Below are 19290 nucleotides of genomic sequence, written 5' to 3'. Positions count from 1 at the left end.
CTGGGACTTCTGTCGTGGTGGCCGGCGCGGCTGGACGCGCTCGCGGAGCAGGTCCCAGCGGAGCCGTGCCTGGCCGCGAAGATTGCTCCACAATTGGCGTTCCTCCCCCTTGGGCGGTGTGTGTCCCCGCCAGATGCGGGCGCGTTCGATGACGACCTCGCGGCCGAAGGCGCCCGCGACAACAACGAGCATGACGACGAACCGGCTTGAGACCACCACGAACACCGGGCCGACGGGGCCGTAGCGGGACGCCGAACTGCCGGAATAGCTCGGAAGACAGGTGGTCGCCGGGAGGAGTAGGCCGACTCCGCCAGGGCCAGCGCAAGCGCGGGGGGAGCAGCTCTGTCCGGGGTGCGCCGGTCGCCCAGCATCAGACCGGTGCACGTGCTGACGGCGAGCGTCAGAGCCCCCATCAGGCCAAGGGCAGAGCAAGCGGGCGGACGCTGCGCATCGGGGGATCCTCACGATCGTGGCCAGTCGGAACGCCTTCGATTAGACCCCCGTGCTCCCCGCCCCGCGAGGCGGCCCACCCGTGCCGGCGAACGGCGGGCGCCAGCCCCCGGAATGCCCCCGCTCGGCGACCCCCACGCCGCCGAGGACGAGTCGGCGAGGAGTGAACCTGCTGTCGGCGGCCACTCCACCTGACTGGCCCGGGACTCCTGACCCTCTCGACCGGCCGCGCCGCGCCGAGAGGCGGACGAGCGCACGGAGCGGATTCAAGTGTGACCCAGATAACTTATGTCACGGCATATATGTCGTGTAATGTATTCGATATGAACACTGCAGAGAAGAACCCGACCCTCGTCTTCATCCCCTGCTTCTCCGGCGCCCCGTGGAGCGCCGAACAGCTCGACCCCTACGGCGAGGCGCCCAAGCGCACGCTGCGCCTGCCCGAGGGCGTCGACGACATGGAGCGCTACGCCGACTACGTCGAGAACGCGATCGCGGACCTCGACGACTACGTGCTGGTCGGCGACTCGTTCGGCGCGAACATCGCGCTCGCCCTCGCCGTCCGCCGCCCGCAGGGCCTGCGCGCCCTGGTCCTGTCCGGCGGATTCGCGGCCAACCCGGTCGACTCGAAGCCGCTGAAGGCACTGGCGCAGGTGATGGGCAAGACCCGCGGCCCGTTCTACCGGCAGCTGACACTGCGCGCCCACGCCAACCGCCTCGCCTCCCCGTTCGACGGCGAGGGCCAGGTGCCCTGGACCGAGGCACGCAGCCGCGAACTGTTCCTCACCAACACCCCGGCCGCCTCCTACGGGGCCCGCGTGTCAGCGGCCTTCACGGCCGACTACGTCGACGCGCTCGGCAAGATCCAGGTCCCGACCCTGATCCTGACCCCCTCCCACGACGTGCTGATCGGAGAGAACGCCTCCAAGACCATGCTCGCGGGCATCCCCGACGCCCGGGAGGTCGTCCTGCCGCGCACCGGCCACATGTTCCGCTTCTCCCACCCGGCCACCTACGCCACCGCGGTCAAGGACTTCCTCGCCGCCGCCCTGCCGACCACCCGACAGGACGCCGATGCGTAAGGCCGAACACCTGCGGTTCGCGATCCTGGCAGCCCAACGCGAAGGCAACCGGCTGCTGACCCAGGCCCTCAAACCCCACGGCATCACCCCGTCACAGGCCGAGGTGCTGCGCCTGCTCCAGCAGCACGGCACCCTGAGCCTCAACGGCCTCGGACAGCTCCTGGTCTGCGAGAGCGGCACCAACCCCAGCCGACTGGTCGAACGCACCGTCGCGGCAGGGCTGGTCGAGCGCCGCACCGACGCCGAAGACCGCCGCTACCTCCAACTCAGCCTCACCCCCCAGGGAGAACGCCTGGCCACCACCGTCGCCGGGATCGAACAGGACATGTACACCCTGCTCGACGCCGTCTCCGAGGGCCTGGAGACCGACGCGGTCCTCGAATTCCTGCACAAGCTCATCGACACCCTGCCCGCAGGCGAGGCCCTCAACAAACGCCTCAACCTCGACTGACTCCACGCTCACAGCCGGCCAGCCGGCCAGGGAGCTTGGCGTTGGTGCCGGTGCGTGCCTCCGCCGATCACGCTGGCGCCGGGAGTGCGGCTGCGGGGCGGCACGTTCGAGTTCGGCACGAAGGGGCGTGCGGTTGACCGGGACAACGTTCTGGAGAACGTGACGATCCACTGCCCCGGGCACGGGGTCGCCCTCCTCAATGACTACGGGCGGTGGGACTGGCCTTGGAGGCCGCCGATGTCCGCAGTCGCGTCGAGCGCCCACACGGCTTCGGCGTCGATGCCTTGCAGGGTGCGTTCACGCTGTGGAACCAGCAGTCCGACCCAGAGGCTGAGTTCACCGCGGAACTGCTCGATCTCGCCGGCAGCGCCGACCACCCGGTCCGGGGCAGCGGCGTGTTCGTGGGCGGTCGTCCCTGCTCCGCACGGGTTCCGCCTGGTCGGCGCCGGGACTTTGGCCTCGCCAGTCAGCCGAGGAACACGCTGGACGGGCTCGGTGCTGGAACCGAGTGAACCATGCGCAGCTCTGGGATCTCCTCATCGAGTTCGTAGGAGACGAGTAGGTTGCTTTCCTGGGCGGCGACGATCACGTGGCGCCCGTCCTGGGTCACCACGAGGTCGCGCGGTTCTTGGCCTGGAATGGGTGCGGTGCCGATGAGACGCAGTGTGCCGGCGAGTTCGTCGAAGCGCAGCATTGCGATGCTGTCGTGGCCCCGATTTGCCACCAGTACGAGCCGACCCGATGGCGTGACCCGGATCGCGGAGGTCCGGTTGTGTGCGTCGAAGTTCGCAGGCAACGTCGAGACGCGATGGCTCTGCTGGTAGCGGTTGTCGCTCCGACGGAGGGTGAGCACGGTGTTGTCCAGCTCATTGACGACGAACAGGTGTATCCCGTCGGGTGACAGAGCCAGATGGCGCGGTCCGGCACCTGGTGGTGTGTCGATGCGCGCTGTTGGGCGGGGCGTGAGACGGCCCCTGGCGTCAAGGGAGTAGACCCGGATCTGGTCGAGGCCCAGGTCGGTGACCAGTACCTCGCCGGCCCAGGGGGTGCAGGCGATCATGTGGACGTGTGGACCGGCCTGCCTGCTGTGATCCGTACCCCGGCCCTGGTGGCGGACCTGGTCGGTGGGCTCCCCCAGTCTGCCGTCGTCCTCGATGCGGAATACCGTGACCGAGCCGTCGCCGTAGTTCGCTGTCAACACGAACCGGCCGGTCGGGTCCACGACGAGGTGACAGGGGTCGACGCCGGTCGGCCGGGTGTTCAGCCGGCTGAGTGCACCGGAGACGGGATCGCGCGCAAAGGCCTCGACACCGCCGCCTGCGACGCCTTGGAAGGTTCGGACCTCGTTCACGGCGTAGAGAATTGAACCGCATGGGGACAGTGCGACGAACGACGGGTTCCGTGCCGTGATCAGTGTGCTGACGCTGCTGATCCTGCCGGTCGTGGTGTCGAACCAGGCTGCGAGAAGGCCTTCGGCTTTGCCCTCGACATGTGGGAGCTGCTCGGTGTAGCTGCCGACGATGAGAGGCAGGACGGTCCGGTCGTGCACTGGCTTGTTGCCTTCCGTGTGGGAGGAGGAGGGGTCTGGGCGGTACCGTCCAAGGCTGGCCCGCGCCGCCCGGGTAGCCGCGCGCGATCTGCGCGGCGTCGCCGGGCAGTGCGGCGCACGAACGGTTCCGGCGCGCCCTACCACCGTGGGACCCGGCGCAATCACCGTGGCAGCGAGTCGCCTCAGTTCTTCTGGGCCCTGGCCTATCGCCTCACGTTGTCGGCGGTGGCAAGCATGGCCAGTTCGCCACGGTGCGGAAGGCCCTCCCAGTCTCCCCGGGTCGAGACGCACGCCGCGCCGCACAGGGTGCCGCGCTCCAGCCGGTCCGGGACGGGCAGACCGTCCAGCAGTGCGGACAGGTAGCCTGCCGCGAACGCGTCACCCGCTCCTACCGGGTCCACGCAGGTGACGTGTCGGGCCGCGACGCGGGTGAGCCCTTCCGAGTGGAGGGCCCAGGCACCCCGGGCACCGTCCTTGACGACGACTTCGCGCACCCCGTTCGCGCGCAGGTCCGCGGCACGTTGCTGGGCGGTCCGCGAGCCGGCGTCGGTGACCAGGTCGAGTTCTTCGGATCCCGCGAATACGACGTCCGCATGGGCCGCGAGAGGACCGAGTACACAAGCGGCCTGTCGCGGCGACCACAGCGCGGACCGGTAGTTCACGTCGAGGCTGATCAGTGTGGCGTGCTCGCGGGCCACTTCCAGGGCCCGTTGCACGGCGCGGCGAGGGCCGGGGCCGAGGGCAGGTGTGGTGCCGGTGACGTGCAGGACAGCCGCCGAGGAGATCGATTGCGGATCCACGTCGCCCTCGTCGAGTCGGGACCCGGCGGAACCGGTGCGGTAGTAGGTGACGAACACCCGGTCCGCGGTGCGCTGCTGCTTGAGCATGAACGCCGTCGGGGCGGGTTCCGCGGTCCGTGTGGCGGGGACGGTGACGCCCTCGCCGCGCAGGCCGCGCAGCACCATCCGGCCCGGGTCGTCGTCGCCGAGTCGGCCGATCCACGTGGCGGCGTGCCCGAGGCGGGCGAGGCCGATCGCCACGTTCGACTCGGCGCCGGCGAAGGACAGGCGCAGCGGCGATCCTGCCGTCGGCGTCCCGGGCTGCGTGCCTGTCGCGGTGGCCAGCGCCTCGCCGAGGGTGACCGCGCCGCCCGCCGGTCGTGGGGTGGTCAGCATGAGGCGCCTCCTTCGGGATTCGCCGTGGCGCGGGCCGGTGCGGCCCGCACGGTCAGGTGCCGCAGAGCGGATGTGCCCGCGTGTGTTCCCCGTTCGGGATTCGCTGTGGCGCGGGCGTGTGCGGCCCGCTGCGTGAGGTCGCGCAGGGCGGACGGATCGGCGGGGGCGGTGCGGCCGACCAGGTGTGCGCCGACGGCGACGGCGAACGCGCCTGCTTCCAGCCAGGTGCCGATGTCGCCGAGGGTGATGCCGCCTGTGGGTACGAAGGCGGTGGCGGGGAACGGTGCCCGGAGCTGTGCCAGGTGTGCGGGGCCCAGGGTGTTGGCGGGGAACAGTTTGAGCAGGCGTGCTCCGGCACGGGTGGCGGCGAGTACCTCGGTGCCGGTGAACACCCCCGGCAGGGGTTCGAGTCCGGCCCGCAGCGCCGCCGTGACCACGTCGGCGTCCAGGCCGGGTGAGACGACGAAGCGGCCGCCGGCCGCGGCCACGTCCCGCACCTGCGCGGGTGTGGTGACCGTGCCGCCTCCGACGACCAGCCCTGCGTCGGTCGCGGCACCGATCGCGTCCAGCCAACCGGGAGTTGTGGCGGTCACCTCAGCAAGCCGTACCCCGCCCGCGGCCAGGGCGCGGAGGGCGTCGAGGGTGTGGGCGCCGTCGCGGTAGCGCACGATGGCGAGCACCCGGTCCTGGGCGAGCAGGTCGTACACGTCGGTCGTCACGACACACCGCCCGCGTGCGCTGTCGGCCGGCATGCACCGGGCTGCCCGGCCGCGTAGTACTCGCCGATCGCGTCGCCCACCGCTTCGATGGCGACGGGTCGGCCACCCGCGCGCAGAGACGCGGTCGCCGCGTATCCGGCCGCGACCGCCTCACGGGCGGCGACCGGCGAGGTGAGGGTCTGGACGCCGTCCCGCAGGAACGCGCAGAACTCCGCCACGAGTTCGCTGTCCGCGCCTCCGTGCGCGCCCGAGGCCGGGGGGACCACGACCGTGATGTCGGCTTCAGCCCGGTAGTTGGAGCGTCGGTTCCACACCCTCACCTGCGCGCCGCTCTCGTCGCCGAAGTTCTCCATGCGTCCTTCGGTGCCGATGACCGTGTAGTTGCGCCAGTAGTCGGGGGTGAAGTGGCACTGCTGGTAACTGGCGAGCACGCCGTTGTCGAGCTGCATCAGCATCATGCTGATGTCCTCGACGTCGACCACCGGGTTGAGTCCCGTCAGGGAGGCCGGCGGCCAGTTGTTGTCGGGGTCGAACCAGTCCCTCATCCGCTGGCCGGAGCGGTCCGCGCGGTCGGTGATGCCGCCGTAGACACTCAGGTCCCCCAGCGCCGTCACCTGGCGGCTGACGCCACCCGCCAGCCAGTGGATGACGTCCAGGTCGTGGGCGCCCTTCTGCAGCAGCAGTGAGGTGGTGCGGGTGCGGTCGGCGTGCCAGTCCTTGAAGTAGAAGTCCCCGCCGTGGCCGACGAAGTGACGGCACCAGATCGCCTTGACCTCGCCGATGGCGCCCTGCGTGAGGAGAGCGCGCAGGGTCTGCACGACCGGCATGTGCCGCATGTTGTGGCCGACGTACAGCCGGACGCGGTGCCTCCGGGCCGCTTCCAGGATGCGGTCGCAGCCCTCGACCGTGATCGCCATCGGCTTCTCCAGGAAGACGTTCACCCCGGCCGCCAGCAGCCGCAGGGCGATCTCTTCGTGGGTGTCGTCGGGCGTCAGCACGAACACACCGTCGAGGTCGAGGTCGAGCATTCGGTCGAGGTCGGGCACAGCGGCGATGTCCGGGCCGGACCGGGCCGACTCGGCCCGCAGGATGCGCGGGTCGGTGTCGCAGCAGGCGACGATGCGCGAGCCGCCACCGGGCAGGTGGGCGTAGTCGGCGAGGGTGCTGCGCGGCCCGAGGCCGATGACGCCCAGGCGCAGGTCGTCCATGGCGTTGGTGCTCCTCTCGGTTGATGGTCGTTCGGGGCAGTGGCGTGGCGGTCAGGAGCAGTGGAACTGCGCGTCGGCCCAGTCGGCGTGGTCGTTGCCGATGCCGTCGCCGCCGTCTCCGGTCTGCAGTTCGACCTGCTGGGCACCGGTGAGCGGCACGGTGATGCTCTGCGCGGGGGTCCCGGAACGGAACACTGCGCTGCTGAAGACGGTCCTGCCGTCGGCGACCACCATGAAGTTGACGGAGCCGCCGGTGCCCGTCTCCTCGTCGTCCAGGCCGATGACGGCGGTCAGGCTGGTGCAGTTGCCGCCGAGGTCGTAGTCGATGGTGCCGGGGATGTCCGAGACGGGGACGGTGCCAAGTCCCTTGGCGTAGACGGTGCCGCCCAGGGTGAGGGCGTTGCCGTCACCGGCCAGGTCCTCGCCGTTGCTGTGGTCGCGCTCCACCGGACCCCAGCCGTTGGTGCTGCCGGTCCACTCCAGGTCGCTGGCGTAGACGTCGGCGGTCGGCGGCGCGGTGACCAGGGGTTTGAGGGTCATGGCGAAGATGTGCAGCGCCGGGTCGTTGGGCAGGGTCACCGCCGCGACCGTCTTGCCCTGGTCGGTGGGAATGGTGTTGTACGCGATGTCGTAGTGGGTGCCCGCGTTGGCGGGCCCGCCGGGTCCGTTGTCGCCGACGGAGTCGATGGTCGGCTGCGCGCCGTGGGCGTGGACGTCGGAGCAGCACCAGTTGGGCAGCCCGATCTGTGCCGAGGAGGTGCTGCCGTCCGTGTAGGTGAGGGTGGCGGTGCCGTAGCCGGTGCCTGCGGAGGCGCCGAGGACCGCGATCTGGCCTGCTCCGTGGAGCAGCACGGTCTGTCCCTGGGCGGAGATGTTGTCGGGTGCGCCGGCCGGTACGTCGGGCCAGGTGAAGTCGACCCCGTCGTGGGTGACGGTTGCGCCGGGGGTCGCTCCTGCGGTTGCCAGTGCCTGGGCGGAGAAGCTGTTGCCGCTCCCGTCGAAGTCGCCGGCCTTGGTGTTCGCGTTGTCCGTGATGCCGACGTTGTTGTAGGCGGCTGCGACCGAGGAGTACGTGATCGCCGCGTTGATCGAACTGGTCGCGCCGGTCCGTTGCCGGTTCCAGGTGTAGTCGGCGTGTGCGGTGAGCACGTTGTCGCCTGCGAGGGCCGTGGTCGGGACGGCGACGGCGTAGGTGGCGGTGGTCGTCGCGCCGGCGGCGACGGTCGAGGCGGGCTTCGAGGTGGGCTTGATCGCCCAGCCGTTGGGCGAGGTCAGCGACAGGTCCAGTCCGGTCATCGGTTCCGCGGAGTGGTTGGTGAGGCTGACGGTCGCCGAGGTGGTGGTGCCGCTGGCCCACTGTGCCGGGGTCACGGTCAGCGTCGACAGTGCGTTGCCGGCGTCGGCTGCCGGTGCCGGGCCGAGATCGTCCACCACCAGGTTGTCGAGGGTGGCTGCGCCCTGCGCGTCGGAGTTCTGCGTGAGCGCGAGGTAGGCGTCACCGGTGGCGGCGGTGGCGAAGGTGGTGTCGATGGAGGCGTGCGGGGCCGAGTACTGGGGCGGCAGGCTGTCGGTCCATCCCTTCGGGCTCGGGCCGGGCGGCGGTGAGCTGGTCAGCCCGCGGTCGGTGGTCTGCGCCAGGGGCAGGTCGACGATCGGGGTTGTGACGCCGTCGGTGTCGACCTGGAAGTCGTACAGGCCGCTGGTGTCGGACTGGTAGTCCATGCGTACCCGGTAGACGTGGTTCGGCTGGAGGCGCAGTGTGCCGGGCCAGGTTCGGAACTGGAGTCCTGCGCCGTTGTTGATGGTCTCCAGGGAGTACGTGCCGCTGATGGTGTCCCGGGTGTAGCCGGGGTTGTTCTCGGACAGGATCTCGCTCGGCTCGCTGGACTGGCCGATGATGAACGGGCCGAAGCTGCCACCGATGGGGTGCTCGAAGTCCTCGGTCGCGTAGTGGCCGCCGGTCTGGTCGTTGCCGCCCGGGTCGGTCTGGATGCGGACGTCGGTGAACTGGACGGCGTCCGATCCGGTGCCGGCGCCGCCGATCAGGCTGAGCCTCGCTGAGGTGTGTCCGCGCTGGGGCATGGTGAACAGGACGTCGATGCGCTGGAACCGCTGCCCGGCCAGCCGGTTGTCCTGGTCGTTCTGTACGGGTGGCGGGGCGTCGATCCACTGCTGGACGGTCGGGCCGCCGTAGTCGCTGACCTGCAGGGTGGCCTTGCGATTGCCGGTGACGTTGACGTAGGCGGAGGCGGCGTAGGTCTGCCCGGGCTGCAGGTCGTTCACCTGCTGGCTGACCTGCCCGTCTTTGGGGCCGCTGACCTTGAGGTTCTGGAAGCCGTTCGAGTCGGTGACGATCTGCACGCCGCTGGTGTCGCCGGTCGAGGAGGAGGGCCTCCACGCGTCGAAGCTGTGGGAGAAGAACTCGCCGTCCTTGACGGGCGTCCCGGCGCCGAAGTCCACGTTCTGGGCCGTGTCGTGGGTGAGGACGGGGGTGCCGGTGTTGCTGCCGTCGCTGTCGGTGGCGGTGGTCTGCTGCGGCGTGATCGGGTGTTGCGGGTAGACGACGTAGGGGGTGTCGGCCGCGATCGTGATCGTCACCTTGCCGTCGTGCACGGGCACCGTGGTGGCCTGGGTCTTGCCGGTGTCGGTGAGCTTGTAGAGCGTGACCTCGTGCTGGTCGGCCCAGGCGCGTGGCAGGGTCCAGGTGCGGGCGGCGCTGCTGTCGCTGTAGGTGTAGATCTTCTCCTCACCCTGCGCGGACCAGGGCAGGAAGAGGTTGTCGCCGTCGCGCTCCAGCGCGCCGTCCTTCCAGATCTGCGGCGTGCTGCCGCTCATCGTGGTCTTGACGCCGCCGGTGAAGTCGATCTCGTTGGGCTGCCAGCGGGTGATCTGGAAGTTCTGCAGGTACTTGGTGGGCAGGTTGTTGGTGAAGACCTGCGTGATCTCCTTGTTGACCGAGTTGGCGCTGTGCCAGCCCATGAAGCTCGCGTTGTTCTGCTCCCCGCCGAGCATCGGCTGGCTGTTCTGGATCCAGGCGTCAGTGTCGGAGTTGTAGATGAAGCGCAGGATCTGGCTGTTGATGCCGACGTCGTTGTACTCGTTGGAGTCGTGGTACCAGGCGACGTCCGGCCACATGTAGGTGGGGAACTCGGTGTAGATCGGCAGTCCGTGGCTGTTGACGGTGGCGGCCTCCTTCCACGCGTCCCAGTCCTCGGCGAAGAACGCGTCGGAGTAGATGAACCCGAGCCCGGGGACGTCCTTGAGCAGCGCGTCGATGCGGGAGCCGAAGTCGCCGCTCGCCAGGTCCTTGGTCTGGTTCAGGGCGTAGTTCGTGTCGCCGTAGATGTAGGACGGGGCGCTGGTGTCGCTGGTGTCGTCCCAGCGGAACGCCTTCGCGCGCGGGGAGGCCATGGCGTCGTTGATGTGGACACCGACGATGGTGTTGTACTTCTTGGCCTGGCTGACCACGGTGTTGATGTCGGTCAGGCCGCCGGCGGCCTGGTTGTAGTGCCCGGCGTAGTCGGGGTGTGCCGAGTCGTGCCCCTGGTCCTGGTAGCCCTTCAGCTCGATCGACTGGCCGAGGCCGTCGGTGAGCAGGTCGACCTTCTTGATGTCGTCGAGGGTCTTGATGAAGGGGTTCTGGGCCTGGCTCTCGAAGTTCAGGGCGATCTGGGAGACCACGTTGTTCTTGGTCTCGGCGGCACCGGTGAGCGCCGGCATGATCTCCCGGTACGCGATTGCCCCGTCCTGCCAGTCGACGGTTGAGTCGCCGTTGCGGTCGCCGGTGAAGACGACCTTCTCCTCCGGCGGCGCGACGACCTTGCCGTCCGGACCGCGGTAGGTCCAGGAGTTCGACCAGGCCCCGGTCTGCTTGACGCTGCCAGCCTGGGTGGTCTGCACCTGGAGGTTGCCGTAGCTCTGGAGGGAGTTGGACTCCAGGGCGGCTGCGACCGTGCTGGTGTTGAGCAGGGCGATGCTGGCGGTCTGCGGCGTGGACTGGACCGGCAGGTCGGCAACTGCCTTGATGGTGTCCAGGTCCGGGCCGGGCGCGTAGTCGGTGCGGTAGACGGTCGCGTCTGCGAGCGTGGCGCCGGGCTGGTCGCCGCGCACGGAGAGCAGGCTCTGGCCGGGGACGGCGAACGTGGACACCTTGGTGGTGCCGGACTCGGTGACGCCGGTGACCTTCCAGTCCAGTACGTCCTGACGGACCGAGATGCGGATCTTGACGCTGACGTCGATCGCGGCGAAGTCGAGCCGGTAGTCGGCGTGGTCGGCGGCGATGGTGGAGGTCACCGTGGGGGTGTAGGCGGTGCCGTTGATGTCCACCTGTGGTGCTGGTCCGTTGTGCCCGTACACCAGGCCGGCGGGTCCGTACTGGTACTGCTCGGCCTGCGGGAAGGCGCGGTCGAGGGTGGCGCTGAGCTGTCCGGACCGGATGATCGCAACGCCTGGTGCCGTGGCGGCGGACGGCGGTGCGGTCAGCGTCGTGAGGCCGAAGGCCAGGACGGCGCCGGCGGTGGCGCCGGCCACGGCTCTCGGCAGGCGTGTGGTTCCGCTGCCCATGGGGGCTCCTCAGTGACTGAGTTGGTGCGGTGGGTGGGGTCTGGCGAGGCCAGAGGTGGGGCGGGGCGTGGCGGGGCGTGGCGGGCTACTTCAGGCCGCCCGCGGTCAGGCCGGAGCGCCAGAACCGCTGGAGTGCCAGGAAGGCCACGATCAGCGGGACGACCGACAGGAACGCGCCGGTGATGGTGACGTTGTAGGGGACGCCGTTGTTGAGTTCGGCGCGCCAGCCGGCCAGGCCCACGGTGACGGGCTGCAGTTGGTCGTTGCTGAGCATGAGCGCGGGCAGCAGGTAGTTGTTCCAGATGCCGACGAACTGGAAGAGGAAGATGGTCACCAGTGCTGGGGACATCACCGGCAGGGCGATCCGCCAGAAGATGCGGGCCTCGCTGGCGCCGTCGAGGCGGCCGGCTTCGATGAGTTCGTCGGGTACCGACGCGCTGGCGTAGATGCGGGACAGGTAGACGCCGAACGGGCTGACGATGCTGGGCAGGAACACCGCCCAGAGGGTGTTGACCAGGTGCACCGAGCTGAACATCAGATACAGCGGCAGGGCGAAGAGCGGCGCGGGGATCAGGACGGCGCCCAGCACGGTGTTGAAGACCGCGTCCCGGCCGCGGAAGGCGTACTTCGACAGGGCGTAGCCGGCCATCACGGAGATGACGGTGCCGGTCGCCGCGCCGCCTGCGCTGTAGAGGAGGCTGTTGAGGAGCCAGCGGCCGAAGATGCCGTTGTCCTGGTCGAAGACGTCGCGGATGTTGGACCACAGGTCGAAGTGGGAGAACCAGAACCCGTTGGTCGTGAAGAGGTAGCCCTTGTTCTTCGTGGCGGTGACGATCAGCCACCAGATGGGCAGCAGGCTGTACAGCGCCGCGAGCAGCATCACGAGCATGGCGCCGGTACGGCCTGCGGCGGAAGCGACGGGGATGCCGCGGACCGCGGGCCGGTGACCGGTCGGGGAGGCGGCGCTGCGGGGTCGGGTGGTCGTGGTGGTCATCCGTCGGCCGCCTTGCGTTGGGTGAACCTGAGGAACCCGAAGGACAGCACGCAGGTGACGGCCGCCAGGATGATCGACTGCGCCGCGGAGTAGTTGTAGTTGTTGATGTCCGCCGAGTGCTGGGCGGCGAGGATCGGGGTGTAGGACGAGGTCACGGTCGGCGCGACCCGGTACAGGATCGCGGGCTCGTTGTAGAGCTGGGTGGTGCCGATGATCGAGAACACCGTGGTCAGCACCAGGGCGGGGCGCACCAGGGGGATCTTCACGTGCCACGCCAGCCGCCAACCGCGGCAGCCGTCCATGTGCGCGGCCTCGGTGAGCTCGGGCGGAATGGCCTGCAGGCCGGAGTAGATGATCAGCATGTTGTAGCCGGTCCACGCCCAGGTGATCATGTTGCCGATCGAGAAGATCACCATGTGCTGGGACAGGAAGTCCACATGCACACCGAGGTGCGCGATCGCCGAGGCGTAGGGGCTGACCCCGGGTGCGTACAGGAACGACCACATGATCGCCGCAATCACGCCGGGCAGGGCGTAGGGCAGGAAGTAGATCAGCCGGAAGGTCCGCTTGAAGCGGGTGCTGCGCGCGTCCAGCAGCAGGGCGAGGATCAGCGCCGCGATCAACATGACCGGGACTTGCACGATGCCGAGCAGCAGCACCCGCAGGATCGAGGAGGTGAACACCGAGTCCTTCAGGGCGGTGAGGTAGTTGCCCAGGCCGGCGAAGGAGGTCGTCGGGGCGCTCAGTCCCAGTCCGCTGCGGTGGAGTCGGAAGAGGCTCTCGTATAGCGCGTAGCAGATCGGCGCGATCATCAGGCCGGCGAAGAGCACCCCGAACGGGAGCAGGAACCCGACGGCGGAGAAGACCCGGCGCGCGTGTGCGCCACGTCGTGCCGCCGGCCTGCCTCGGTGGGCCGCCTCGGGCGGCGCGTGCGTCAGTGAGGTCGTCATGGTGTCCCTCCGGACGACGGGTCAGGTCTACTCGCCGGCAACCGACAGGCCCTGGTTCTTCATGGCGGCGATGGTCTTGGACTGCACCGTCGACAGGCCGTTCGGGATGGTGCCCTGGCCGGCGCCGGCCTGCTTGAGCACATCGGTGAAGTCGGACTCGACCTGGTCCATCGTCGGACCCCACTGCCAGGAGGTGTTGACCTGGGCGGCGGCCTCCTTGAACACCGGATAGATGTCGCTCCCGCCGTAGTAGGCCGACGTGGCGTTGGCGGCAGGCAGGTCGAGGCCGCTGGTGGCCGCCGGATAGATGCCGGTGTTCTCGATCAGGTTGGTGACGCTCGCGTTGTCTGTGCTCATCCACGTCGCGAACTCGGTTGCCGCCTGCGGCTGGTCGCACCCCTTGAGGACGGCGGTGGCCGACCCGCCGTTGTTGCCCGCGGCCTTCGCCCCTGCCGTCCACTGCGGCATCGGTGCGACCGCCCACTTGCCGGCCAGCTTGGGCAGGTTCTGCGCGATCAGCGGCGCGTTCCACACCGCGCCGATCAGGGTCGCCACGTGCCCGGCGTTGAGATCGTCGAACCAGGCGACGTCCAGCGTCGGCTCGCTCTTGGCGAGATGACGGTCCAGCAGCGTCTGCCAGTAGGCCGCCACCTGCTGGGTCGCGGCGTCGGTGGTGCTGACCTGCCACTGGTCGCCTGCCGTGCCGAACCACTTGGCACCGTTCTGCCACGCCAACCCGGCCAGGTCGTAGGCGTCCTGCGGGGTGGTGGTGAGGTAGTTCGCCGGGTCGGCGGCGTGGAACTTCTCCGCGTCGCTCTCGAACTGCGCCCAGGTCGTGGGGACCGGCAGCTTGTACTTGGCGAACAGGTCGGTCCGGTAGAACATCGCCTCCGGCCCGGTGTCGACCGGCACGCCGTAGACCTGGCCGTCGATGCTGACCTGGTTCCAGGTCCAGGGGACGAACTCGCCCCTGGAAGCGTTCGCGTACGTCGAGACGTCCTGCAGGGCGCCGGCCGCGGCGAAGGTGGGGAGCGTCTCGTAGCCGACCTGGGCCAGACACGGGGCGCTGCCCGCCTTGACCGCGGTCAGCATCTTCGCGTAGCCGCCGCCCGATCCGGAGGCGGTCTGCTGGAACGTCACGTGCACGTCGTGGTGGGTGGCGTTGAACAGCGCCACCGACTTGTCGTAACCCGGTGCCCACCCCCAGAAGGTGATGTTCACCGGCTTGCCGGAGGATCCGCCGGCCCCGCCGGCCGAACTGCCCGAGCCGCAGGCGGCAAGCGCGGTCAGCGCCGCCGCGGTCAGTGCGGCCGTACACACCAGACGTCGAGATCTCATGGTCTGCTCCATGGTCAGGGGGTCGCGCGACAGTTCGCTGCAGCGCGCCGATGGGAGGGAAATCTGTGGGGTTGTCAGGGCCGTTGCGTGAATCACCGCGAACGGCCGGCGGTGCGGCGGGGCGGGTGCGCATGTGCCGGGGTGGTCAGGGCCGTTGCGCGGTGAGGACCGCGAACTCCCACTGCCTCAGCGGTCGGCTCAGTTCGAGCACGCCGTCGGCGTATCCCACCCAGTGCCGCTTGCCACAGGCGGTGATCTGCACGCAGTCGGTCGGTGGGGGCATACCGGCCGGCAGCCGAACGGTGACCGCGTCGACTTCGTCGGGGCCGGCGTTCCACACCACCAGCCGCCAGCGGGTGCCGTCGGTCAGCACCTGCGGAACCAGCCAGGGACCGCCGGACACCCGCGCGTGGGTTCCCGCGCTCAGCCAGTCCACTGCGGCGGACAGTTGTGCGGCACGCTGCGGGGTCATCCGCACCGTTGTGGTGGCCGGCCACGGGCAGACCGCGACGCGTCCGCCCAGCGAGTTGCGGTGCAGTACAAGTCCCGGGCCTGCCGGGCGGCCGTCGCCGTCCGTCATCCGGCTCACCACTCGGGCGCCGGGGGCGGGATCGCCGACGACGACCGCCGGATGGGCGTTGATGTGCGGGTCGACCGAGATCATCGCGCCCACCCGCAACGAGAAATCCGGGTCCTCGCAGATCTCGCGCACGGGCAGCGGGTCCGACGGGCCGAGCTCGCGCACGTTGCTCAGCCCGGTCAGCTCCCCGTAGCCGCGCTCGGCGAGGACCCGCGCCGCGATGCCGTCCAGCAGCAGACCGCCGGCCAGCCAGCCCCGCAGGGTGGCGTCGTCGTAGGCCCACGCGGACTCGCCCGCCAGGGCGTTGACCGGCGCGTCGCCTCGCAGAGTGACGGCGTGGCCGGTGGCGCCGAGCCAGCCGGCCCATTCGCGGTGTGCCACGGTCAGTGCACGCCAGTCGCCGGTGCGGTCGCCGAGCCGGACGGCCCGGCCGGTCTCCTGCGACCAGGGCACGCCGACCCCGACGGTGCGCAGCGTGGTGTCGAAGGTGTCGGCCAACCAATCCAGGGCCGGTCGCGCGTCGGCGAGGAAGTCGGCGCGGCCGGGCTCGTCGTCGGGATGGTTGGTCAAGAAGTCGTAGAGACTGATCGCCAGCCCGTCGCAGCCCAGGATGTGCGCGATCGCCATCTGGCCGAAGGTCTGCCGGTAGGACTTGTTCCACTGCCCGTACGGCCAGCACTCGATCTCGGGGTAACTGACCAGGCCGGGCGGCTGCTGCGCGCGCTGGGCGTCCAGGAGCGCCGCGTACCTGGGCAACGCCTCGGCGCCGACGTCGGAGTAGCCCCAGAAGTGCGGCCGGTGCAGGTCGAAGCCGGCCAGCCAGTCCGACCAGCGCCGCCCCTCGGCCGCGTGCGCCTCCGGGCTGCTGGACATCAGGCCCAGCCGGACACCGTGATCAGCGGCGATCTTCTGCCAGGAGCGGACCAGTTCGAGCTGGGTGCGCTCCCACATGTCCAGCCACAGCCGGCGCCACGGGTGCGGCTCACCGGAGGCCGTACAGGCGGCGACCACCTCCTCACGGGTGGCCTGCACGCCGGACACCCGGGCGAACTCGGCCAGGTGCAGCGGGCAGAAGCAGCCACCCCACTGCAGAGGTGCGTGGTTGTGCAGCCGGATGTCGTCCTCGATCCAGACCGCGTCCAGGTCCTCGGCGACGTAGCGGCGCAGGGATTCGGCGAAGTACGCCCGCCACCCCGGGTCCAGCGGGCAGACCACCACATCGGCAGGGGTCCCGCGCTGGTCGACCATCGGCTGCCAGTCGTCGCGCCGTGGGCGGCCCCAGTCGCAGTGCCCGAGGGTGTGGCCAGGGTTCAGGCTGACCGAGATGCCGGCCGACCGCACGGCCGCGCGCCACGGCCTGGTCCGGTCGAGCCAGCGCTCGATCCGCTCCAGCGGCGGGTTGCCGTCGTTGAACTCCATGCCGAACAGGAAGACGCACAGCTCGTCGGCCCCGGACTGCTCGGCCAGCCGCATCATGCGCTCGGCGACCTCAGCCGGATCGTCGGCCGGGTCTGCCTGGACCCGCAGCACATACCGCGTCCCCATCCGACTCACCTCCGCCCCCGCAACCGGGAGCAACGTCGTGCCACCTGCTCGGTCGAGCCGGTGTTGTCCCGGGATCCTGTTACCTAGCAGCTAGGTTGTCAAGGGTCGATGTGACGGGCTCGCAGTTCACAGGAATAGTGCTTCGATCACTCTCGCGTCGGGCGACACGTTCGGCTAACATCGCAGCTAAGTTTGAGGGAGGGGTTGGAATGACCCAGAGTGCTTCGGCCGACGAGGCCGCCACCCACGAAAGCCCGAGTCCGGCGCAGAATCCGGCGCGGGCCACCGTCGCCGAGCAGGTGGCCGCACGGATCGTCGCGCTGATCGAGGAACTGCACCTGCGCCCGGGGGACGTGGTGCCCGCTGAGGCCGACCTGGCACGCCGCTTCGAGGTCAACCGCCTCGCAGTCCGCGAGGCGATCAGAATCCTGGCCGCGCGAGAGATCCTGGTCTCCAGCCAGGGGCGTCCGGCCCGCGTCACGGTGCCGTCCGCCCGGGTCTTCGGACAGATGCTGGAGTTCCGGCTGCAGCAGGAGTCACTGCGGTTCGAGGACCTGGTCAGCGCCCGCCGCGCGATCGAGGGGACCCTCGCCGCGCGAGCCGCGGAGCGGGTGGCCGACGGCCAGGTGACCGTCCACAAGGCGGAGCTGACGCTGGCCGCGATGGCCGACGCGGTCACCGACCCGGACCGCTTCATCGCGCTGGACATCGCCTTCCATCACGAACTCGCCGAACTGGGCGGCAACGGCATGCTGCAGCTCGTCCTCGACTCCCTCGGCGGGGTCCTGCTGGACTCGCGGCGCTCCAGTTACACCGGCCGATCCCGGCGCGGAGGCGGCCACACCGCCACAATCGCCGCCCACCGCGCCGTCCTGGACGCGATCCGCCGCGGCGACCCCGCCGCCGCCGCGGCCGCGATGGACGACCACCTCCTGGACACCGAACAGGACTTGCGCGCCGCCAAGCGAGACGAACGATGAGCCCGCTGCGCAGCCAGGAATGGCTGGGGGGCGACGTCAAGAACGGCTTCATCGCCCGCCACCACCTGCGCGCGATGGGCCTGGGCCCCGCCCAGTTCGACGGCCGTCCTGTCATCGGTATCTGCACCAGCTGGTCGGAACTGAGCCCTTGCAACGCCCACCTGCGCGGACTCGCCGAGGCCGTCAAGCGCGGAGTGCTCCAGGCCGGCGGCGTACCGCTGGAGTTCCCGGTGTTCTCACCCGGCGAACCGCTGGTGCGGCCCACGTCGATGCTCTACCGAAACCTCATGGCCATCGACGTCGAGGAGGGTCTGCGCGCCAACCCGCTCGACGCCGCCGTGCTGCTGACCGGCTGCGACAAGAGCACCCCTGCCGCGCTCATGGGAGCAGCCAGCGTCGACCTCCCCTCGGTCCTGCTCACCGGCGGGCCCATGCTCAACGGCCGCTACCGCGGACGCACCGTCGGATCAGGCACCGACATCTGGCGAATGACCGAGGACCTGCGCTCCGGCAAGGCCACCGCCGAGGACTTCGCCGAGTTCGAGTCCTGCCTCAACCGCTCCGCCGGGCACTGCATGACGATGGGCACCGCCTCCACCATGGCCTGCCTGGCCGAGGCGCTGGGGATGCAACTGCCCGGCGCCGCCGCACTGCCCGCCGTCGATTCCCGCCGCACCGTGCTCGCCGAACAGACCGGAGCACGCGCGGTCGAGCTGGCCGGCTCCGACCTGCGGCCCTCAACCATCATGACCCGCGCCGCCTTTGAGAACGCAATCGTCGTCAACGCCGCGATCGGCGGATCCACCAACGCCGTGCTGCACCTGCTCGCGATCGCCGGCCGGGTCGGTGTGCCGCTGGAACTCGACGACTTCGCGGCCCTCGGCCGAGACGTCCCGCTGCTTGTGGACCTGATGCCCAGCGGCCGGTACCTGATGGAGGAGTTCGCCTACGCCGGCGGACTGCCGGCACTCCTGCACGAGCTGCGCGACCTGCTGCGGACCGACGTGCGCACCGTCACCGGGTCAAGCCTGCTGGACGCGGCCCGGAAGAGCGACGACGCCACGGTGATACGGACTCTGAGCGATCCCGTCCAGCCCGCAGGCAGCGCGACCGCCGTGCTGAAGGGCAGCCTCGCCCCGAGCGGAGCGGTCATCAAACCCTCGGCCGCCGAACCGCACCTCCTTCAACACACCGGGCCGGCCCTGGTCTTCGACTCCCTGTCGGACTACCTCGCCGTGGCGGACGACCCCGCACTGCCCGTGACCGCAGACACCGTCCTGATCGTGCGCAACCTCGGCCCGCGCGGCTATCCCGGCATGCCCGAAGCCGGCAACCTGCCCCTGCCCAAAGCACTCCTGGACGCCGGAGTCACCGACATGGTGCGCATCAGCGACGCCCGCATGAGCGGTACCGCGTTCGGAGCCTGCGTCCTGCACGTCGCCCCCGAATCCGCCGTCGGCGGACCGCTTGCGCTCGTCCGCAGCGGCGACCCGGTCCGCCTCGACGTCCCCGGCGGCCGCCTGGACCTGCTGGTCGACCCGGCCGAACTGCGCTCCCGCGCCGAGGCATGGAGCGCGCCCGCACCGGCCGCCGACCGCGGATGGACTCGCCTGTACGTCGACCATGTACTTCAGGCCGACCGGGGCGTCGACCTGGACTTCCTGGTCGGCTCCAGCGGCGACACCCCACCGAAGAAGGCGTTCTGA

14 protein-coding genes are annotated in these 19290 nt (G+C 70.0%); 4 read left to right on the top strand and 10 right to left on the bottom strand.

Annotated features, from left to right (window positions below; genetic code table 11):
* Positions 1–773: 773 nt before the first annotated feature.
* Positions 774–1532 carry an alpha/beta fold hydrolase gene (locus ABH928_RS04530; RefSeq protein WP_370062243.1) on the top strand — a complete coding sequence of 253 codons (759 nt, stop codon included), beginning with the start codon at positions 774–776 and terminating at the stop codon, positions 1530–1532.
* Positions 1525–1983, top strand: coding sequence for a MarR family winged helix-turn-helix transcriptional regulator (locus ABH928_RS04525; RefSeq protein WP_370062241.1), 459 nt, complete (start codon positions 1525–1527; stop codon positions 1981–1983). The genes ABH928_RS04530 and ABH928_RS04525 overlap by 8 nt, the downstream gene beginning before the upstream one ends.
* Before the next feature lie 203 nt (positions 1984–2186).
* Here ABH928_RS04525 and ABH928_RS04520 read toward each other — a convergent pair whose 3' ends face one another.
* The 10 genes from ABH928_RS04520 to ABH928_RS04475 form a co-directional block, all read right to left on the bottom strand.
* Entirely contained in the window at positions 2187–2360 is a 174-nt protein-coding gene (locus tag ABH928_RS04520; protein WP_370062239.1) for a hypothetical protein, read from the bottom strand.
* An 89-nt stretch (positions 2361–2449) separates the two neighbouring features.
* The gene (locus tag ABH928_RS04515) at positions 2450–3532 is read right to left on the bottom strand and encodes a lactonase family protein (RefSeq protein WP_370062237.1); all 1083 of its coding nucleotides are present in this window, start codon (positions 3530–3532) and stop codon (positions 2450–2452) included.
* A gap of 203 nt (positions 3533–3735) precedes the next feature.
* The gene (locus ABH928_RS04510) at positions 3736–4707 is read right to left on the bottom strand and encodes a sugar kinase (RefSeq protein WP_370062235.1); all 972 of its coding nucleotides are present in this window, start codon (positions 4705–4707) and stop codon (positions 3736–3738) included.
* The gene (locus tag ABH928_RS04505) at positions 4701–5426 is read right to left on the bottom strand and encodes a bifunctional 4-hydroxy-2-oxoglutarate aldolase/2-dehydro-3-deoxy-phosphogluconate aldolase (RefSeq protein ID WP_370062233.1); all 726 of its coding nucleotides are present in this window, start codon (positions 5424–5426) and stop codon (positions 4701–4703) included. Before ABH928_RS04505 ends, ABH928_RS04510 begins: the two co-directional genes overlap by 7 nt.
* On the bottom strand, positions 5423–6634 hold the full coding sequence (locus tag ABH928_RS04500; RefSeq protein WP_370062231.1) for a Gfo/Idh/MocA family protein: 1212 nt from the start codon (positions 6632–6634) through the stop codon (positions 5423–5425). The genes ABH928_RS04505 and ABH928_RS04500 overlap by 4 nt, the downstream gene beginning before the upstream one ends.
* A gap of 51 nt (positions 6635–6685) precedes the next feature.
* A complete protein-coding gene (locus tag ABH928_RS04495; RefSeq protein ID WP_370062229.1) occupies positions 6686–11197 on the bottom strand; it encodes an endo-alpha-N-acetylgalactosaminidase family protein in 4512 nt (1503 codons plus the stop codon).
* 85 nt (positions 11198–11282) lie between these two features.
* Positions 11283–12191, bottom strand: a complete 909-nt coding sequence (locus ABH928_RS04490) for a carbohydrate ABC transporter permease (RefSeq protein WP_370062227.1) — start codon at positions 12189–12191, stop codon at positions 11283–11285.
* Entirely contained in the window at positions 12188–13141 is a 954-nt protein-coding gene (locus ABH928_RS04485) for a carbohydrate ABC transporter permease (protein WP_370062225.1), read from the bottom strand. Before ABH928_RS04485 ends, ABH928_RS04490 begins: the two co-directional genes overlap by 4 nt.
* A 27-nt stretch (positions 13142–13168) precedes the next feature.
* Positions 13169–14479: a sugar ABC transporter substrate-binding protein gene (locus ABH928_RS04480; protein WP_370062223.1), complete on the bottom strand. Its 1311-nt coding sequence runs from the start codon at positions 14477–14479 to the stop codon at positions 13169–13171.
* 145 nt (positions 14480–14624) lie between these two features.
* A complete protein-coding gene (locus tag ABH928_RS04475; RefSeq protein WP_370062221.1) occupies positions 14625–16604 on the bottom strand; it encodes a hypothetical protein in 1980 nt (659 codons plus the stop codon).
* 209 nt (positions 16605–16813) lie between these two features.
* Between ABH928_RS04475 and ABH928_RS04470 the strand changes: the two genes are divergently transcribed.
* Both ABH928_RS04470 and ABH928_RS04465 read left to right on the top strand, forming a co-directional pair.
* Entirely contained in the window at positions 16814–17584 is a 771-nt protein-coding gene (locus tag ABH928_RS04470; RefSeq protein WP_370062219.1) for a FadR/GntR family transcriptional regulator, read from the top strand.
* Complete coding sequence (locus ABH928_RS04465) at positions 17581–19290, top strand: IlvD/Edd family dehydratase (RefSeq protein ID WP_370062217.1); 1710 nt, start codon at positions 17581–17583, stop codon at positions 19288–19290. The genes ABH928_RS04470 and ABH928_RS04465 overlap by 4 nt, the downstream gene beginning before the upstream one ends.

This window comes from Streptacidiphilus sp. MAP5-3, from assembly GCF_041262505.1.
Classification (GTDB): Bacteria; Actinomycetota; Actinomycetes; order Streptomycetales; family Streptomycetaceae; genus Streptacidiphilus.
Note: the sequence above shows the minus strand (reverse complement) of the source record. Positions and strands in the feature narration are given on the sequence as shown.